The sequence below is a fragment of the Faecalicatena contorta genome (assembly GCF_001404335.1).
GTDB lineage: Bacteria > Bacillota > Clostridia > Lachnospirales > Lachnospiraceae > Faecalicatena > Faecalicatena contortus_B.
In genome coordinates, this window is the sequence record NZ_CYZU01000007.1 from 103,598 (window position 1) to 119,472 (window position 15,875).

12 protein-coding genes and 1 tRNA gene are annotated in these 15,875 nt (G+C 47.1%); 9 read left to right on the top strand and 4 right to left on the bottom strand.

Annotated features, from left to right (window positions below):
* Nucleotides 1–134: 134 nt before the first annotated feature.
* The 3 genes from ARB69_RS05345 to trmB all read right to left on the bottom strand — a co-directional run bounded on the left by ARB69_RS05345 (nucleotide 135) and on the right by trmB (nucleotide 1,760).
* Nucleotides 135–207: transfer RNA gene (locus ARB69_RS05345), tRNA-Lys, on the bottom strand.
* Nucleotides 208–504: 297 nt separating this feature from the next.
* The gene (locus ARB69_RS05350; RefSeq protein ID WP_050639392.1) at nucleotides 505–816 is read right to left on the bottom strand and encodes a thioredoxin family protein; all 312 of its coding nucleotides are present in this window, start codon (nucleotides 814–816) and stop codon (nucleotides 505–507) included.
* Nucleotides 817–1,109: 293 nt separating this feature from the next.
* Complete coding sequence (gene trmB / locus ARB69_RS05360) at nucleotides 1,110–1,760, bottom strand: tRNA (guanosine(46)-N7)-methyltransferase TrmB (RefSeq protein WP_050639391.1); 651 nt, start codon at nucleotides 1,758–1,760, stop codon at nucleotides 1,110–1,112.
* A gap of 342 nt (nucleotides 1,761–2,102) precedes the next feature.
* Here trmB and ARB69_RS05365 point away from each other — a divergent pair, with 342 nt between their 5' ends.
* The 9 genes from ARB69_RS05365 to ARB69_RS05405 all read left to right on the top strand — a co-directional run bounded on the left by ARB69_RS05365 (nucleotide 2,103) and on the right by ARB69_RS05405 (nucleotide 10,638).
* Complete coding sequence (locus tag ARB69_RS05365; protein WP_050639390.1) at nucleotides 2,103–2,414, top strand: hypothetical protein; 312 nt, start codon at nucleotides 2,103–2,105, stop codon at nucleotides 2,412–2,414.
* Nucleotides 2,415–2,417: 3 nt separating this feature from the next.
* Nucleotides 2,418–3,464 carry a V0D/AC39 family V-type ATPase subunit gene (locus ARB69_RS05370; RefSeq protein WP_050639389.1) on the top strand — a complete coding sequence of 349 codons (1,047 nt, stop codon included), beginning with the start codon at nucleotides 2,418–2,420 and terminating at the stop codon, nucleotides 3,462–3,464.
* Nucleotides 3,461–5,407 carry a V-type ATP synthase subunit I gene (locus ARB69_RS05375; RefSeq protein WP_050639388.1) on the top strand — a complete coding sequence of 649 codons (1,947 nt, stop codon included), beginning with the start codon at nucleotides 3,461–3,463 and terminating at the stop codon, nucleotides 5,405–5,407. Before ARB69_RS05370 ends, ARB69_RS05375 begins: the two co-directional genes overlap by 4 nt.
* Nucleotides 5,408–5,421: 14 nt before the next feature.
* Nucleotides 5,422–5,853, top strand: coding sequence for an ATP synthase subunit C (locus tag ARB69_RS05380; RefSeq protein ID WP_050639387.1), 432 nt, complete (start codon nucleotides 5,422–5,424; stop codon nucleotides 5,851–5,853).
* 1 nt (nucleotide 5,854) lies between these two features.
* A complete protein-coding gene (locus ARB69_RS05385; RefSeq protein WP_025654113.1) occupies nucleotides 5,855–6,163 on the top strand; it encodes a V-type ATP synthase subunit F in 309 nt (102 codons plus the stop codon).
* 49 nt (nucleotides 6,164–6,212) lie between these two features.
* Nucleotides 6,213–6,800: a V-type ATP synthase subunit E gene (locus ARB69_RS05390; protein WP_242843802.1), complete on the top strand. Its 588-nt coding sequence runs from the start codon at nucleotides 6,213–6,215 to the stop codon at nucleotides 6,798–6,800.
* The gene (locus tag ARB69_RS05395) at nucleotides 6,793–8,559 is read left to right on the top strand and encodes a V-type ATP synthase subunit A (protein WP_050639386.1); all 1,767 of its coding nucleotides are present in this window, start codon (nucleotides 6,793–6,795) and stop codon (nucleotides 8,557–8,559) included. Before ARB69_RS05390 ends, ARB69_RS05395 begins: the two co-directional genes overlap by 8 nt.
* 16 nt (nucleotides 8,560–8,575) lie before the next feature.
* Nucleotides 8,576–9,943 (top strand): V-type ATP synthase subunit B, encoded by a 1,368-nt coding sequence (locus ARB69_RS05400; RefSeq protein WP_055151686.1) that lies wholly within the window; start codon nucleotides 8,576–8,578, stop codon nucleotides 9,941–9,943.
* A gap of 68 nt (nucleotides 9,944–10,011) precedes the next feature.
* A complete protein-coding gene (locus ARB69_RS05405) occupies nucleotides 10,012–10,638 on the top strand; it encodes a V-type ATP synthase subunit D (RefSeq protein ID WP_025654109.1) in 627 nt (208 codons plus the stop codon).
* 116 nt (nucleotides 10,639–10,754) lie between these two features.
* Here the strand turns inward: ARB69_RS05405 and ARB69_RS05410 are convergent, their stop codons facing one another.
* Nucleotides 10,755–15,875: a glycosyl hydrolase family 95 catalytic domain-containing protein gene (locus ARB69_RS05410; protein ID WP_055151690.1), complete on the bottom strand. Its 5,121-nt coding sequence runs from the start codon at nucleotides 15,873–15,875 to the stop codon at nucleotides 10,755–10,757.

A 15,875-nucleotide genomic window follows, 5' to 3' on the forward strand; every position in this document is an offset into this window, starting at 1 on the left:
TATGAAATGCGGATTAAAAAAGGGATAAGCGGTAAATCTGCCGCCTGTCCCTATATTTTCCATCATCCAGAACCTCAATACAAAAAAACCACCGTCCCCGAGACTCCAACTTCTCAAAAACAGTGATTTCCAACTGCGCGATCAGGGGTTCGAACCCTGGACACCCTGATTAAGAGTCAGGTGCTCTACCAACTGAGCTAATCGCGCTTATCTATTGTGTTTGCAGTACCTTTAACAGGTGACGCAAGTAGTATTATATATGAACAGATAAAAAAATGCAAGTACTTTTTTTAATTTTTTCAATTATTCAACAAATTTTTTAGCATATTTCTCACTTCCCGCCAGTCCATGAGCCGTTCTTGTCCGGGGCCCAGTCAGCAGATACAGTCTCTCCTTCCGCCCGGATACACCAACTTAACGACAGGGATGCCTTGAAGCTGCAGCGGCATATATAGCCCCGGCACCTTCCCGGCATCCCTGTCATAAAGCGTCCCCCTCAATTCCCTACATCCCGATCATCTCTTCCAGTACTTCCTTTGCCAGTACTCCGCTTGCCGCCGATACCGGCTCTCCATTCCTGAATACAACAAATGTCGGAACAATTTCAACCTCAAATTCCGCCGCCAGGGTCTCGCTTTCGTCAATCTCGATCTGACATACTTTGACCCTGCCGTCGTATAATTCGGCGATCTCATCCACAACATCTTCCATCATGGCGCATTTTCCGCACCAAACAGCAAAAAACTCGACTAATACAGGCGTTTCCGACCTCAGAACCTCCTGTGGGTAATTTTTCGCAGTCACTCTGATTTTCATTGTCAGCACCTACATTCCTTTGCAATTTATTTACCACGGCACTTGCTGCCGTTATTCAAAATATCACATACTTCGTCAAATGATCGCTTCAGACACATTAACTTACGGTTCAGGTCCGGCCTGCAATACATTTTGCGACAAATAAAATCCTTCCATCCTTTTCCCCGCATATCCACTCCTGACTGCCCGTGTAAGGCTTACATCTCCTCACAGTTATAATATGTACGATCCGCCGAAACGTGAAAGAAGACACAGCTTTTTCTGAAAACTGCGCCTTCCCGGGTTTCACTTTTCTATTTTCTTACCGCAATCAGCTTATTGATGGGATTTCCCCTGGCAGAGAATTTTTCCTCATACTCGGTCATTACATTTCCTTCGTTCATGATCTCGTGATGATGCAGGTCGTATGTATAATGTTCCAGAGTCCATGACGAACTCCTCACCTGTTCCAGGGAAAAGTTAAACAGTTCCGTATTGTCTGTCTTGAACTCCAGTGTCCCGCCGGGCACAAGAATCTGTTCATAGCGTTCCAGAAACTCATGGGATGTCAGACGCCGTTTTTCATGCCTGGCTTTTGGCCAGGGATCAGAAAAATTCAGATAAATCCGCTCCACCTCACCGTGTGCAAAAACCTCGGCCACATCCCGCGCATCCATGCACACAAAACGGATGTTTTTCAGCATCTTGAACTCCTCCGTGTCAAACTTTTCTACGGCCCGGAGCAGAACGCTTGTATATCTTTCAATTCCTACAAAGTTTACATCCGGATGAAGAGATGCCATCGTTAAGAGATAACGGCCTTTCCCCATACCGATCTCAATATGGATGGGTTTTGAATTGCCAAAAACCTGCCGCCAACAGCCTTTCTGTGCCTCCGGGCGTTTAATCACAGCCGGATGGTTCTGTATCGTTCCCTCGGCACGTGGTACATTCCTTAACCTCATAATAGATTGCTCCTTTTTATTTCGTCTTTTTCCCTTACTTCTCTCAAACCAGGTTTTTTATTTTCTTTTATGGTAAGTATAATACAGTACAGCCAAAAATCAATCCTCTTTTTGTAAAAAATATAATATCACGCTGACAGGTTAAGGTCAAAGCACATTTGATGTAACCGTTCATCGTTTGATGCCGTTGTTACTGTTCACAGGCAAACCTGTAAACAGTAATGAACAGTCAACATTTTATTACATTTTTTAGACAAATTATGACATTAACCGAACTTGCATTTTTTGAAAAAAGGTGTATTATAATAACAACTACAATCCACGAATCACAGGAGGCAGACTATGGACTCTATTGTAAAGAAATTATCTGAAATAGAAGCTGCTGCCGCGGCTGTCGTAGAACACGCAGAAGCGCAGAAAGCAGTCCTGGATGATGAATTCCGGGGGATGCGCCGCAGGTTTGATGATGATCTGGAGGCACAGACGCAGGCCAGAATCAAAAAAATACGGGATGAGCTGGAACGCAATACGGCAGAACTTCTTGCCTGCCAGAGCAGCGCCAATACGGATTCTATCGAGGCTTTGCAGAAAGAATATGAAGAAAAGCACACACTTTATGCCCAGATGATTCTAAAACGGATTACAGAGGTATAGCCTATGGGAAATTTACTAGTATACAGCGGTATCGTGACCAAGATCCGCGCCATGGAGGCCAGGCTGTTAAAGCCGGAGCAGTTTGAAGAGATCGCCAGCCTTCACAGTGTGCCGGAAGTCTGTACCTATTTAAAAGAGAATTCCGCTTACGCGGATATCCTGAAGGAGCTTGACGAAGAGCATCTTCACCGCGGAGATATTGAAAAGGTTCTGATCCGCTCTTTATATCGGGACTATTCAAAGATCTACCGATTCTCCACCATAGAACAAAGAAAGTTTTTAAAATTATATCTAAAGCGATATGAAATCGATCTGATTAACTACTGTTTCCGAATTGTGATTAACCATTATACTGAACCATTTGACCTGAGTTATAAACAATCTTTTTTTGACCGGTATTCACAAATTTCTATAGAAAAGCTGATCACCTCAAGAACAACAGATGAACTCGTAGAGAATTTAAAGGGTACGGAATATTATGAGCCCCTTCATAAACTGCGTGACTCGCAGTCCGTCACCTTATTTGACTACGACCTGGCCCTCGACTTATATTATTTTACGACATTATGGAAGGACAGAAAAAGAGTGCTGAAGAAAAAAGAACTTGAAATCTTCACCAGGGACTGCGGTTCGAAAATAGACCTTCTAAATCTGCAGTGGATCTACAGGGCTAAAAAATATTATGAGATGACGGCTGCCGATATATATTCCCTTTTAATCCCGATCCACTACAAAATCTCCACAGAGCTTATCAAGGAACTTGCTGAAGCCTCTAATATAGAAGAGTTTTATGCGGCAGTCCGCAGGACTTCGTATACACGGCATTATGATTTTGAGCAGAATCTGACGATCGAACAGATGTATTCTGACTGCCTTTATCACCTGTATACTGTGGACAGAAGGCGCAACCCTTATTCTATTGCCACTGTTAATACGTATTTATTCCTGAAAGAAGAAGAGCTTAAAAAGCTGACAACCGCCCTGGAATGTATCCGTTACGGCCTTTCCCCCGGCGAAACGTTAGCGTACGTTGGAGGTAGAACTCAATGATAGTGAAAATGAAATTTGTCAATATTTCCGGTCCAAGAGATGATATTGACCGTATAACCGACCTCTATCTGTCCAGATATGAGATTCAGCTGGAATCCGCACTTTCAGAGCTTAAAACAGTCGATAATCTAAAGCCTTTTGTAGAGATCAACCCTTACCGGGATGCCCTGAACAAGGCCATACAATTTACCGGATATCTTCAGAATGCGGACGAGGTCGAACCAGATGAGTCTCTCAGCCTGCAAGAGATGTTCAAAGTTGTACGCATGGCAAACAGTGACTATATGGAAATGCAGGATAAGAAGGAGAATCTGAAAAGCAGGATTGAGGAACTCCGCAAAAGGCAACAAATCGTTGCTCCATTTAAACCGCTGGACTGCGAACTGGATGAAATACTGCATTATAAATATATCGCCTACCGTTTCGGCCGGATTCCCGCAGAGTACTATCACAAGATGGAAAAGTACCTGCTGGATGACCTGGACGCAATCTTTGTCGAGGGAGAACGGGATGAAAGCCATGTGTATGGCGCCTACTTTGTATCACCCGGAGAAGCCCAGAAAGTTGACGCGGTTTTCCGCTCTCTGCATTTTGAGAAGATGGAACTGCCCGGGGATTTGCAGGGAACCCCCATGGACGAATACCGCATGCTGGTACGGGAAATCTACGACTCCGGGCAGGAGATTGAAGCACTGGACAGGAAAACAGGAGAGATGCTTTCCGCACGCGCTCCTCAGCTGATCGCAGCCAAGAACCGGCTGGAAGAGCTGGCCAATAACTTCGATGTACGGAAAATGGCTGCCCGCATGGAAGATCATAAACAAGATTATTATATCCTGTGCGGCTGGATGGCCGACGACGATGTGGAGATGTTCCTGGAAGAAACCAGATACGACGACAAGATTTTTGTTGTTGTGGAGGACGACCACAGCACTTATTTCGGAGAGCCGCCCACCAAGCTGAAAAATCCCAAAATATTCAAGCCTTTTGAGATGTTTATCCGGATGTACGGACTTCCTTCCCATAATGAGATGGACCCCACCATTATCGTCGGCCTGACCTATTCTCTCATATTTGGCATCATGTTCGGCGATGTGGGACAAGGACTTCTGCTTTTCATTGGAGGCAGTTTGATTTATCACTTTAGAAAGGCGCCTTTAGCCGGTATTATCGCAACGGCCGGCATCTTCTCTACTATTTTTGGATTCATGTTCGGCAGTATCTTCGGATTTGAAGACATCATCCAGCCATTATGGCTGCGGCCGATTGACCATATGACAACGCTTCCGTTTATCGGTAAACTGAATACCGTTTTTATTGTTTCGGTGGCCTTCGGCATGGGGATCATACTGGCGGCCATGATCCTGCATATTGTCAATGCCATACGGTCCCATGACCTGGAAAATATCTGGTTTGACGCGAACGGCCTTGCCGGATTTGTATTTTATCTTTCCGTTGTAATCACGATCGTCCTGTTTATGACAGGGCATAAGACTCCGGGCGCCATTTTTATGGCTGTCATGTTCGGTATTCCGCTGCTGTTGATTTTATTTAAGGAGCCTATTACAAGAAAAATCCAGAAGCGGGCGGATGCAATGGAAGAAAGTGCAGGAATGTTTCTGATTCAGGGATTTTTTGAATTGTTCGAGACCCTTCTCAGCTACTTTTCCAATACGCTCTCCTTTGTCCGCATCGGCGCCTTCGCCGTCAGCCATGCCGCGATTATGGAGGTTGTCCTGATCCTGGCAGGAGCAGAAAACGGATCGCCCAACTGGGTGGTCATCGTTCTGGGCAACTTGTTTGTATGCGGCTTTGAGGGACTCATTGTCGGGATTCAGGTACTGCGTTTGGAATACTACGAGATGTTCAGCCGTTTTTACAAGGGAAGCGGAAGAGCTTTTGATCCTTATACGAATAAATCAAATAAAACCAAAAAGAAGTAGGGAGGACTATCACTATGACATTAGCAACAAAAATCGTTTTTATCGCAGCTTTAATTTTAAGTATCATCATCCCATTTGGCTATTACTTAATCGGACAGAAGAACAAAAAGCGTTTTAAAAGGACGATTGGCGTAAATGCATTCTTTTTCTTTGGTGCGTTTGCCATCGCATCCATCATGATGCTTGGCGGAGAAGTGAATGCGGCTGAGACAACTGCCGCTGCGGCTTCTACGGCGACAGGACTTGGCTATCTCGCAGCCGCTCTGGTTACCGGTTTATCCTGTATCGGCGGAGGTATTGCCGTAGCAAGCGCTGCAAGTGCAGCCCTCGGTGCAATCAGCGAAGACTCCAGCGTGCTTGGTAAGTCCCTTATTTTCGTAGGTCTTGCAGAAGGTGTATGTCTTTACGGATTAATCATCTCCTTCATGATCCTCGGTAAACTTTGATATGAAGATGTTTCTAATCAGTGATAATGTCGATACCTATACAGGAATGCGCCTTGCAGGCGTGGACGGAGTAGTCGTCCACGAGCGCGGGGAACTCCAGGAGGCCTTGCAGAAGGTCCTTAAGGATGAGACAGTGGGGATCGTTCTGCTGACGGAAAAGTTTGGAAGAGAGTTTCCGGACATGATCGATGAATTCCGTCTGGAAAGGAAGATGCCCCTGCTGATTGAAATTCCTGACAGGCACGGAACCGGCCGTAAAAAAGACTTTATTACATCCTATATTACCGAGGCCATTGGGCTGAAACTGTAGATCAACTTAAAACAAGCAGAGATATGAATTATAGAAGGAGGTACCCCTCTTGACTTTGGAAGAAAAAATCGCACACCTGCGGTCCGCCTCTATGAAAGAAGCAAGGGCTGAGGGAAACGCTATCATAGATTCCTACCGTGAAGCGCTGGAGCAGGTATTTGAAGATCATAAAAAAGAGGCGCTTGGCCAGTCCGAGACCCGCATCAAGGCTGAAACCGTCAATGCCAGACAGCAGCTGAACCAGGCCATGGCCAGATCACAGCTGGAACTAAAGCGCATGCTGGGAAAGGTCCAGCAGGATCTGAAAGATAAGATCTTTGCTGAGACAGTTGCTTTAGTTCACGATTATATGAAGACAGAAGCTTACGAAGATTACCTGATCCAATGTATCCGCAATGCCGTTCATTTTGCCGCAGGGGAAGCTATGGTTATCTATATCAACCCTTCCGACGAGGCCCGGCGCTCCGATCTGGAGGATGCTCTGGGCACCCGGCTTACGGTAAGTGCGGAGGATTTTATGGGCGGAATACGGGCAGTCATCAGAGGCCGTAATATTCTGATCGACAATTCATTTAAGACGGCTCTTCGGAATGAGTATGATAAGTTTGTCTTTTTAGGAGGTGACGGCATTGCTTAACACTGGAACTATATATGGAATTAACGGACCCGTCATTTATCTGAAAGGCAATACCGGTTTCCGCATGTCGGAAATGGTATACGTGGGCAGGGAAAAGCTGGTCGGAGAGGTCATCTCTCTGGACAAGGACCTGACCACCGTGCAGGTCTATGAGGAGACATCTGGACTCTGCCCGGGGGAAGAGGTGATCGCAAGCGGCAGTGCGGTTTCCGTCACTCTGGCTCCCGGGATATTAAACAATATATTCGACGGAATTGAGCGCCCCCTGGAGAAGATTGCTGAGAACAGCGGCGCATTTATCACCCGCGGTGTGAGCGTGGATTCGCTGGACCGCAGCAAAAAATGGCCGGCCCGCATCGTCGTCTCTAAGGGGGATTACCTCCATGCCGGAGATATTATAGCGGAGGTCCCGGAAACCCATGCCATCTTGCATAAATGCATGGTTCCCCCCAATATGGAAGGAACCGTAACCGATACCGCAGAAGACGGCGAGTACACGATCGATGAACCCCTGGTGACTCTGGAGCTATCCGATGGAACACTCAGGAAACTGACCATGACACAGCACTGGCCGATCCGCACGGCCCGTCCCACCCATCACCGATTTCCTGCATCCACGCCCCTGATCACGGGCCAGCGTATTATCGATACCATGTTTCCGATCGCCAAGGGCGGCACCGCTGCCGTTCCCGGCGGTTTCGGTACAGGCAAGACGATGACGCAGCATCAGATTGCAAAATGGTCCGACGCAGATATTATCATCTACATCGGCTGCGGGGAGCGCGGCAACGAGATGACCCAGGTCCTGGAAGAATTCGGGGAACTGACCGACCCCAGGACCGGCAATCCGCTGATGGACAGAACCACGCTGATTGCAAATACCTCCAACATGCCTGTTGCTGCCCGTGAGGCCAGTATATATACCGGGCTGACACTGGCGGAATATTACCGGGATATGGGCTACGATGTGGCAATCATGGCAGACTCCACCTCCCGCTGGGCAGAGGCTCTCAGAGAGCTCTCCGGCCGTCTGGAAGAGATGCCTGCAGAGGAAGGATTCCCTGCGTATCTTGCATCCAGGCTTTCCGCCTTCTATGAGCGGGCGGGCATGATGCACAATTTAAATGGAACCGACGGGTCTGTAACCATCATCGGTGCGGTCTCCCCACAGGGCGGTGATTTCTCCGAGCCGGTCACACAGAATACCAAAAGGTTTGTCCGCTGTTTCTGGGGTCTGGATAAGAGCCTGGCCTATGCACGACATTTTCCGGCTATCCACTGGCTGACCAGCTACAGCGAATATCTCGGGGATCTGGCTCCCTGGTATCAGGATCATGTCTCTCCAAAGTTTGTAGACTACCGTAACCGCCTGATGGCTCTCCTGAACCAGGAGAGCAGCCTTCTGGAGATTGTCAAACTGATCGGAAGCGATGTGCTGCCCGATGACCAGAAACTGGTTCTGGAAATCGCCCGCGTGATCCGGCTTGGTTTTCTGCAGCAGAATGCATTTCACAAGGATGATACCTGCGTATCCATGGAGAAACAATTCTTGATGATGGACATTATTTTATATCTTTATAAACAATCCCGTTCGCTCGTAACCATGGGGCATCCAATGTCTGTATTGAAGTCAGAGAATATTTTCGATAAAATCATTGCAATTAAATATGATGTACCTAACGACCAGCTGGAAATGTTCGCACAGTACAGACGTGATATCGATGCTTTCTATCAGCGTGTGCTGGAGAAAAATGCTTAAAAGGGGGAATAATCTCATGTCAATAGAATATTTGGGACTCAGCAGTATCAATGGCCCTCTGATAGCACTGGAGGGCGTTCAGGACGCCTTTTTTGATGAAATTGTAGAATTTGTTGTAGACGGCTCAGAACGCAAAATCGGACGTATTGTGGAGATATATGAGGACATGGCAGTCATTCAGGTTTTCGAGGGTTCCGAAAATATGTCCCTCAAGAATACACATACCCGCCTTACCGGGCACCCCATGGAAATTGCCCTGTCCCCGGATATGCTGGGACGCACCTTCAACGGTATCGGGCAGCCCGTAGATGACCTGGGGCCCATTGTATCCACATTAAAGCGGGATGTAAACGGCCTCCCACTGAATCCGGTCATGCGGGAATACCCGAGAAACTATATCCACACCGGAATCTCCGCAATTGACGGCCTGACCACACTGATCCGCGGACAGAAGCTCCCGATCTTCTCGGGAAACGGGCTCCCCCACGACCAGCTGGCGGCCCAGATTGTAAAACAGGCTTCTCTGGGGGATGATACCGATGAACAATTTGCCATCGTATTTGCCGCCATGGGCGTCAAACACGACGTAGCCGACTTCTTCCGCCGTACCTTTGAAGAAAGCGGCGTTGCTGACCACGTAGCCATGTTTCTGAACCTCGCAAACGATCCGGTTGTGGAGCGTCTGATCACGCCAAAAGTTGCGCTCACCGCCGCCGAATACCTGGCGTTCGAGCAGAACATGCATATCCTGGTCATCCTGACCGATATGACCTCCTTTGCCGAGGCCATGCGTGAAGTCTCCTCCTCCAAAGGGGAGATCCCCAGCCGTAAAGGGTTCCCCGGATACCTCTACAGCGAACTTGCCACCATCTACGAGCGCGCCGGCATCGTACAGGGCGTAAACGGCTCCGTAACCCAGCTCCCGATTCTGACCATGCCAAATGATGACATCACTCATCCCATCCCCGACCTGACAGGATATATCACGGAAGGCCAGATCGTACTGGAGAGAGAGCTGCACGGCCAGTCCATCTATCCGCCCATCAACATCCTGCCCTCCCTGTCCCGTCTGATGAAAGACGGCATCGGCGAGGGCTACACCAGAGAAGACCACCAGGATCTGGCGAACCAGCTCTTCTCCGCCTACGCCAAAGTAGGAGACGCCAGAAACCTGGCTTCCGTCATCGGCGAGGATGAGCTGTCGCCGACCGATAAAAAGTATCTGGAGTTCGGAAAAGCATTTGAAGAGCGGTACATCGGTCAGGGACCGAACGAGAACCGCAGCATGGAAGAGACACTCAACCTTGGCTGGGAATTGCTCAGACTGCTGCCAAGAGAAGAACTGGACCGTATCGACACGAAGATTCTCGACAAATACTATTAGGGGTCTGACCCCAATGAGCTCCATATTCAGAATATTCTGACTAATCAAGTGTTAAAAGGAGGAACTGCATGGATCCACGTACCTTCCCCACCAAAGGAAATCTCATGCTGGCAAAGAATTCTCTGGCTCTTGCAAGACAGGGATACGACCTGATGGATAAAAAAAGGAATATCCTTATCCGTGAACTGATGAATCTGATTGATGAGGCCCGAGGTATACAAGATGAGATCGACACCACGTTCACTTATGCATACCAGTGTCTGCAGAGAGCCAATATTGAGCATGGGATCAGCATGGTATCGCAGCTTGCCTATACTGTGCCTATTGAGAACTCCATCACAATACAAACCCGCAGTATTATGGGAACTGAGATCCCCCATGTAAAATATGTACCTGGAAATAATGCTCCTACGTATTCTTTCAGTACAACCAAAGAATCCATCGACCTGGCTACCGAGGCCTTCCGCAAGGTTAAAGACCTGACCGTAAAGCTTTCTATGGTAGAAAATGCGGCCTACCGCCTAGCGGCTAATATTAAGAAGACTCAGAAACGGGCAAATGCGCTGCAGAATATCACGATTCCTATGTATTCTAAGCTTGTATATAGTATTACGAATGCACTGGAAGAGAAGGAGCGTGAGGATTTCACCCGGCTGAAGGTTATCAAGCGGATGAAACAGAAAAAAGGAGCCTGACTGTTGTCAGCGCTCCTTTTTTGTAACTGCATATAAACTTTATCTAATTAGGCATTCCTCCGGTGCTTCTTTTTAATGCGCCTGCGGAACATGTGTTAGTAAGTCCCCTGCGTATTCTATTTTCCGCTTCTCCTGCGCTTCATTATAAGCACTGCCAGAATAGCAATTACACAAACTCCGCATACGGCAAATCCCCAAATAACATTGGTCTGGTCACCTGTTTTCGGTGTCACTTTGTCAGAAGAGGCTGCACCTGGTTTTGAGGTACTTCCTGGCTTAGAGTTGTTCCCCGGTTTGGATGGATCCCCTGGTTTAGATGTGTCTCCTGGTTTGGATGTACCGCCCGGATTGTCCGTATCTCCGGCCTTTGATACGGCAAATTCACTATCCGCCCTTCCATCTTCAAACAGAATTGCCACCGTATGCTTTCCGGGTTCCAAGCCGTTCATAAATTCAGGCTTTAAAGTTACAGTTGAACCTTTATGATCCACGGTCAGATACTTTTCTTCTACAGGTTTTCCGTCTACTTCAGTGCCGGTATACTTATCGAAAGGAGCATCTACCTTAACCGTCAGTCCGTCTTTATCTCCTGTCTGCCATGATTTATCTGTCTCACCGCTTACAATCCCGTATACTTTTTCTTCTGCATTAATCCGGACAATATTACTTACCGTTCCGTTTACTTCACAGTAATAATAGGTTGTCCCAATCTCTGCAGTCACTTCCAGCCGGCTGTCATTCTCACCAATTAACGCTGCACCGTTTGTTGAACTTACAGTATTCTTATACCATTTATAACCCGGGTCAGTAATATTTTCTGCAGCTGCCGTAAGAATCACCTTATCACCTGCAGTTATGGTCTCTTCGCCTTCTACAGTTACCGTTACCTTTGGGCTGGCAGTATAAATAGAGGCTTCTATCTTAGCATCTTTTATTTCCACATAATCTTCTGCCTTATCTGCATCTTCACCTTTTGAAAGGGTAACAGTAAAGCTGTAAGTTCCGTCAGTACCTTCCGGATCTTCCATAGTTCCTTCGCTTGCCGGAATTACTTCCCCCATCTCCAGTACGGTTTCTACGTCATCTGGTATAATAGCATCCAATTGAGCCAGAACATAAGCTTCTACAAGATCCTGCGTGTTTGCTGTATCCATAGAAATGGTCCAGTCGTTCTGTAAGGCAAATTCTTTTGCCGCTGCAACGTCCATCTCGTTCTGCCCCTTTATATCCTCTGCTATGCTGACGTTTATTATGTAATCTTTAACAGTAACGCCATCCTCCGCAATTACGGAAAAGCTCCATGTTGCACCCTGATCTGCTGTCTTAAGATCCTCTACTTTGGCCTTTTCATGTTTCAGTGTAATCACAATATCGCCCGGGTCTTCTGTAAGGCTGGCACCAACTGGCAGTACCACATTGATTACATTCTCTGCAATAACCCCTTTGGTGCCGTTCACCTGAACCTCAGTGATACCTGCTTCATCAGATAATTCCGGAATCAACTCATAATTTGCAGTAAAAGCTGCATCATTAGCGGGCATTGTAAATGTAATGCTGCTCTGTGTATTATTGGGTATTTCAACGCCTTCTACCGACCAGTTCTTAAATTGTTTCCCTTCTTCTGCCGGGTCTGCTGTTACCGTTACTTCCTGGCCTTCTTCATATTCACCCGCTCCGGTTCCGCGTATAACGCTAACTGTGAACTTCGGCTTCCGGTCCTCAAGTCCTTCTCTTGCAAACTTCAACGCTTCCTTTTCCAGATCAATATCTGCCTGCGCGGCGTCAAAATTATTAATAACTGCCAGGGCTGCTCCCATGGCATCTTTTAAGGCTGCCCAGCTTTCCGGCGTAAACTGATTCTCATCAGTAATTTTCAAAGCCTTATTATATTCTTCAATCAGAACTTTACGGTCTGTTACTGCCGGAACATTTTCATATATATTAAAACCATCGGCATCAAACTGCTTTCCAAGAGTTTCAATGATCAGGCTATGCTCGCCGTCTTCCAGGCCAGAAGCAGAATATGTAACAAGACCGTATCCTTGCTTCCCATCTGGGCCGACACTTTCAGCAATAACCTTACCATCCAAAATCAATTTATAATTACCGATATGATCGCCACAACTGCCGATAATATCAAATCCTGTTCCTGTGAAGTCCAGTGCTACCGTTTCCCCTGCATTACGCGTCCAGGTTATTGTTCCGTTAAAATGCTTTGCTTCGTCCCATGGAGACCAGCCGCCGGAATATTGCAGTCTGGCATCCCTGTCATCAATGCTTTCTTTTATCACATCTGTACCGGCCTCTACCAGCAGTTCTACAGATGCGGTTGACCTGGACTCTCCTTCTATGGCTGCTGTCACCAGAACCTTTCCTCCTCCGATCGCGGTGACAACACCATTTTCATCAACCGATGCTATTTTTTCGGCGCTTCCTCCGCCTACTTCTTTGATGCTCCATTTATACTCCGCATTTTCTTTTTCACTTTTTGCCGTGAGCTGAAGCATCTGGCCTTTTTCTGTCAGTACCTTCAGATCGTCTTCTGTTTCAATTGTAACTTCAGTGATAACAAAGTTAAAGGGCACCATCGCCAGTAATGCCGCAGAGATCGTATCATAATCATTGCTTTCCAGCGCTGCCCGAAGAGCATTCTTACTTTCTTCGGTATACTTACCTTCCATTTTTTCCTCTGCCTCATAAATCAGTTCGTCAAGAGTCGTACCCGCACGGTTTACTGTAAAACGGGTATCCTCAGACAACACAACCGGTTCGCCTTTATACAGAACTCGTGGTGTTTCCCCTGTCGGCGAATCAATTACACAATTGATAAGCTCTCCGTTTTCCCAGGTCAGGCTTAACTGATACCCCCCTCTTGCACGAATTCCCTTTACTGTACCGCTGCTCCATGCTGACGGCAGGTTCTCCATAAGATTGATCTGGTCAAATCTGCTGTCTACCACAGATTCTGCAATAGAACTTGCGACCGGCATCCACTGCATAACAGCAGCATGTCCATATCCCGTTCCTACAACTCCACATGTCATATTGGCAAAAGCAAAATCTTCAAAGCCTGCCCGCATTGCCATCAGAGATCTGTCAGGGTGCGTACCGCCGTTTGCAGTAATCCAGCGCTCAGTCTCTGCCTGCTGTGCATAGTAAAGCTCCGGAGTATCTGCTTCATTAATATTGATATGTCCAAGGAACAGGCCAAGCAGATGAGAGGCATGTCTGTGGTATGCGTCCCCGATCGAATACTCATTATACCATTCTTTCAGCCTTCCGGTCTCCTCATCAATAAACATTTCCAGCGGCATCATCTGGCTTCTTGCCTCAAGAACCCGCTCTAACAAGGCTTCATCATAGGAGATTCCCGCATGCTTTAAATCCTTAGCCCCGTTTTCCATCATGTTAAAGAGATTGTAGTAGAGAAGTGTATCGCTCACCGATGCCACATCAAATGCAATCTTTGTATTGTCAACCCAGTACCAGTGCTCCGGCGAACCTGACGGCGCCACAACCTTGTAGCCTTTTAACTCTCCGTTAACTCCATCAACATCAATCAGAGTACTCAGGGCAAATTTAGCTGCACCTTCCAGCAAAGGATAATACTCTTTCAAAAGTTCAATATCTTCTGTAAAGTCATATTTATCATACAGTGAGTCCAGCGCCCAGATGCCGCCTGCGAGCCATGAACCATACTCAACCGTACCGCCCCACATTCCGGATTTTGCCCAGATTCCGGTAGAATGGGACATCATCCATGCGCCATCCTCTGCACCGTATATATCCTGCGCCGTCCGCTGCCCGGTCTGTTCATTAGTCCAGCTTGTTATGTAGTTATACTGGCTGTCAGAGGAATCCGACAGATTTCCCGCTCCCTTGATTGCCTGCATCTTCTCCATATTTTCATTCAGGAAATAGGCGCCTTCATTCGGGCCCTTCCAGGATGTTGACCACATACCCAGCAGGCCGTGAGGCATTACTGAATTAGCCCTTTCACAGGAAATACTGATGTACCTTCCATACTGATAGTTGCGGGCATACTCATACGGGCTGATCTGTGAACCATTTCCTGCAGTAATATTACTGCCATCCATATCAATCCAAAATCTTCTGAACAGGGAGCGATACTCTTCCAGATGTCTCTCTCTCAATTCCTCATAAGATTTCTCTGATGCATTATCCATCGTTGTCCTTACCTTGCCGCTGTAGTCTACACCGCTGTTTGACGGATCAGTAAACGCATCCTTAAAACTGGTTTCACACGTATAGAGTACAAGAATTTCTTTTGCGCCTGATACCTTCAATGTCGTGCCATCTGCCTGGATATCTCCGCCATCCGGCAAAACAATCTTTGCTCTTGCCTCTAACAGTGTTCCCCTGTTTTCGTCCCAGCGGTCTGCTCCAAAGTCATACGGTGCACGCTGCGTCATTACGACTTCATTTTTTTCCGTATCTACGGTAACTTTATTATACTCACTTTTTCCTACTGCATAATCATGCAGTTGAAGCGAAAGCTCCATTCCCATAGGTGAATCCGCCTCATTCGTAATCCGGGTCACCATGACATTGTCCGGATTGCTCATGAAAGTTTCTCGCAGATAAGCAACGCCGTCCTTTTTAAATGCAATTTCAGACGTTGCCGTGTCCAGATCCAGAATACGGCTGTAATCCGTCGTACCCGTCAACTCCGGAAATGCCATTTTCATACGTCCTGCAGAAATAAATGCACTGTGCAGGTCTGCCAGCCACATATCCTGTGTCGTACCTGAGATAGACTCCATTAAAGTGTCTCTTTCTTCTTTGCTTATCCCTTCTGAATACGCCTGTTTCAGGGTATCTACCAGCTTATTATAAGCTGCTGAACGTGTCTCCGGGGAATTCTCGTATCCCTCATTCCCTTCATATAAGTAGTCTCTGTATTCCGGATCGCCTGACCAGAATATTGAGTGGTTCAGAGGAAACACATCCTCCTGTACTCCTCCGTTCTGCCTGACCGAAAACAGCCCGTTTGCAAGAGGGGTACCCATATATCCGGAATTTGCGTTGGTCTCAGGCCCTCCCATATCAATCCGCAGTTTAGACCAGTCTTCTTCACCTGTTGTACCGCTTTGTGACATATTAAACTGCGCTGGTTCTTCTGCCTTAACAACTTCATAATCTCCTGATACGGCCAGTAATGAAGCCATACAAAATGCCATACCAAGGGAAATGATTCTTTTTGGTATTCCTTTCAT

What these genes read in the sequence shown, in the direction of transcription:
- ARB69_RS05350 (WP_050639392.1), bottom strand. Translation starts at nt 816, where the DNA reads ATGAAAATCAGAGTGACTGCGAAAAATTACCCACAGGAGGTTCTGAGG.
- trmB (WP_050639391.1), bottom strand. Translation starts at nt 1,760, where the DNA reads ATGAGGTTAAGGAATGTACCACGTGCCGAGGGAACGATACAGAACCAT.
- ARB69_RS05365 (WP_050639390.1), top strand. Translation starts at nt 2,103, where the DNA reads ATGGACTCTATTGTAAAGAAATTATCTGAAATAGAAGCTGCTGCCGCG.
- ARB69_RS05370 (WP_050639389.1), top strand. Translation starts at nt 2,418, where the DNA reads ATGGGAAATTTACTAGTATACAGCGGTATCGTGACCAAGATCCGCGCC.
- ARB69_RS05375 (WP_050639388.1), top strand. Translation starts at nt 3,461, where the DNA reads ATGATAGTGAAAATGAAATTTGTCAATATTTCCGGTCCAAGAGATGAT.
- ARB69_RS05380 (WP_050639387.1), top strand. Translation starts at nt 5,422, where the DNA reads ATGACATTAGCAACAAAAATCGTTTTTATCGCAGCTTTAATTTTAAGT.
- ARB69_RS05385 (WP_025654113.1), top strand. Translation starts at nt 5,855, where the DNA reads ATGAAGATGTTTCTAATCAGTGATAATGTCGATACCTATACAGGAATG.
- ARB69_RS05400 (WP_055151686.1), top strand. Translation starts at nt 8,576, where the DNA reads ATGTCAATAGAATATTTGGGACTCAGCAGTATCAATGGCCCTCTGATA.
- ARB69_RS05405 (WP_025654109.1), top strand. Translation starts at nt 10,012, where the DNA reads ATGGATCCACGTACCTTCCCCACCAAAGGAAATCTCATGCTGGCAAAG.
- ARB69_RS05410 (WP_055151690.1), bottom strand. Translation starts at nt 15,875, where the DNA reads ATGAAAGGAATACCAAAAAGAATCATTTCCCTTGGTATGGCATTTTGT.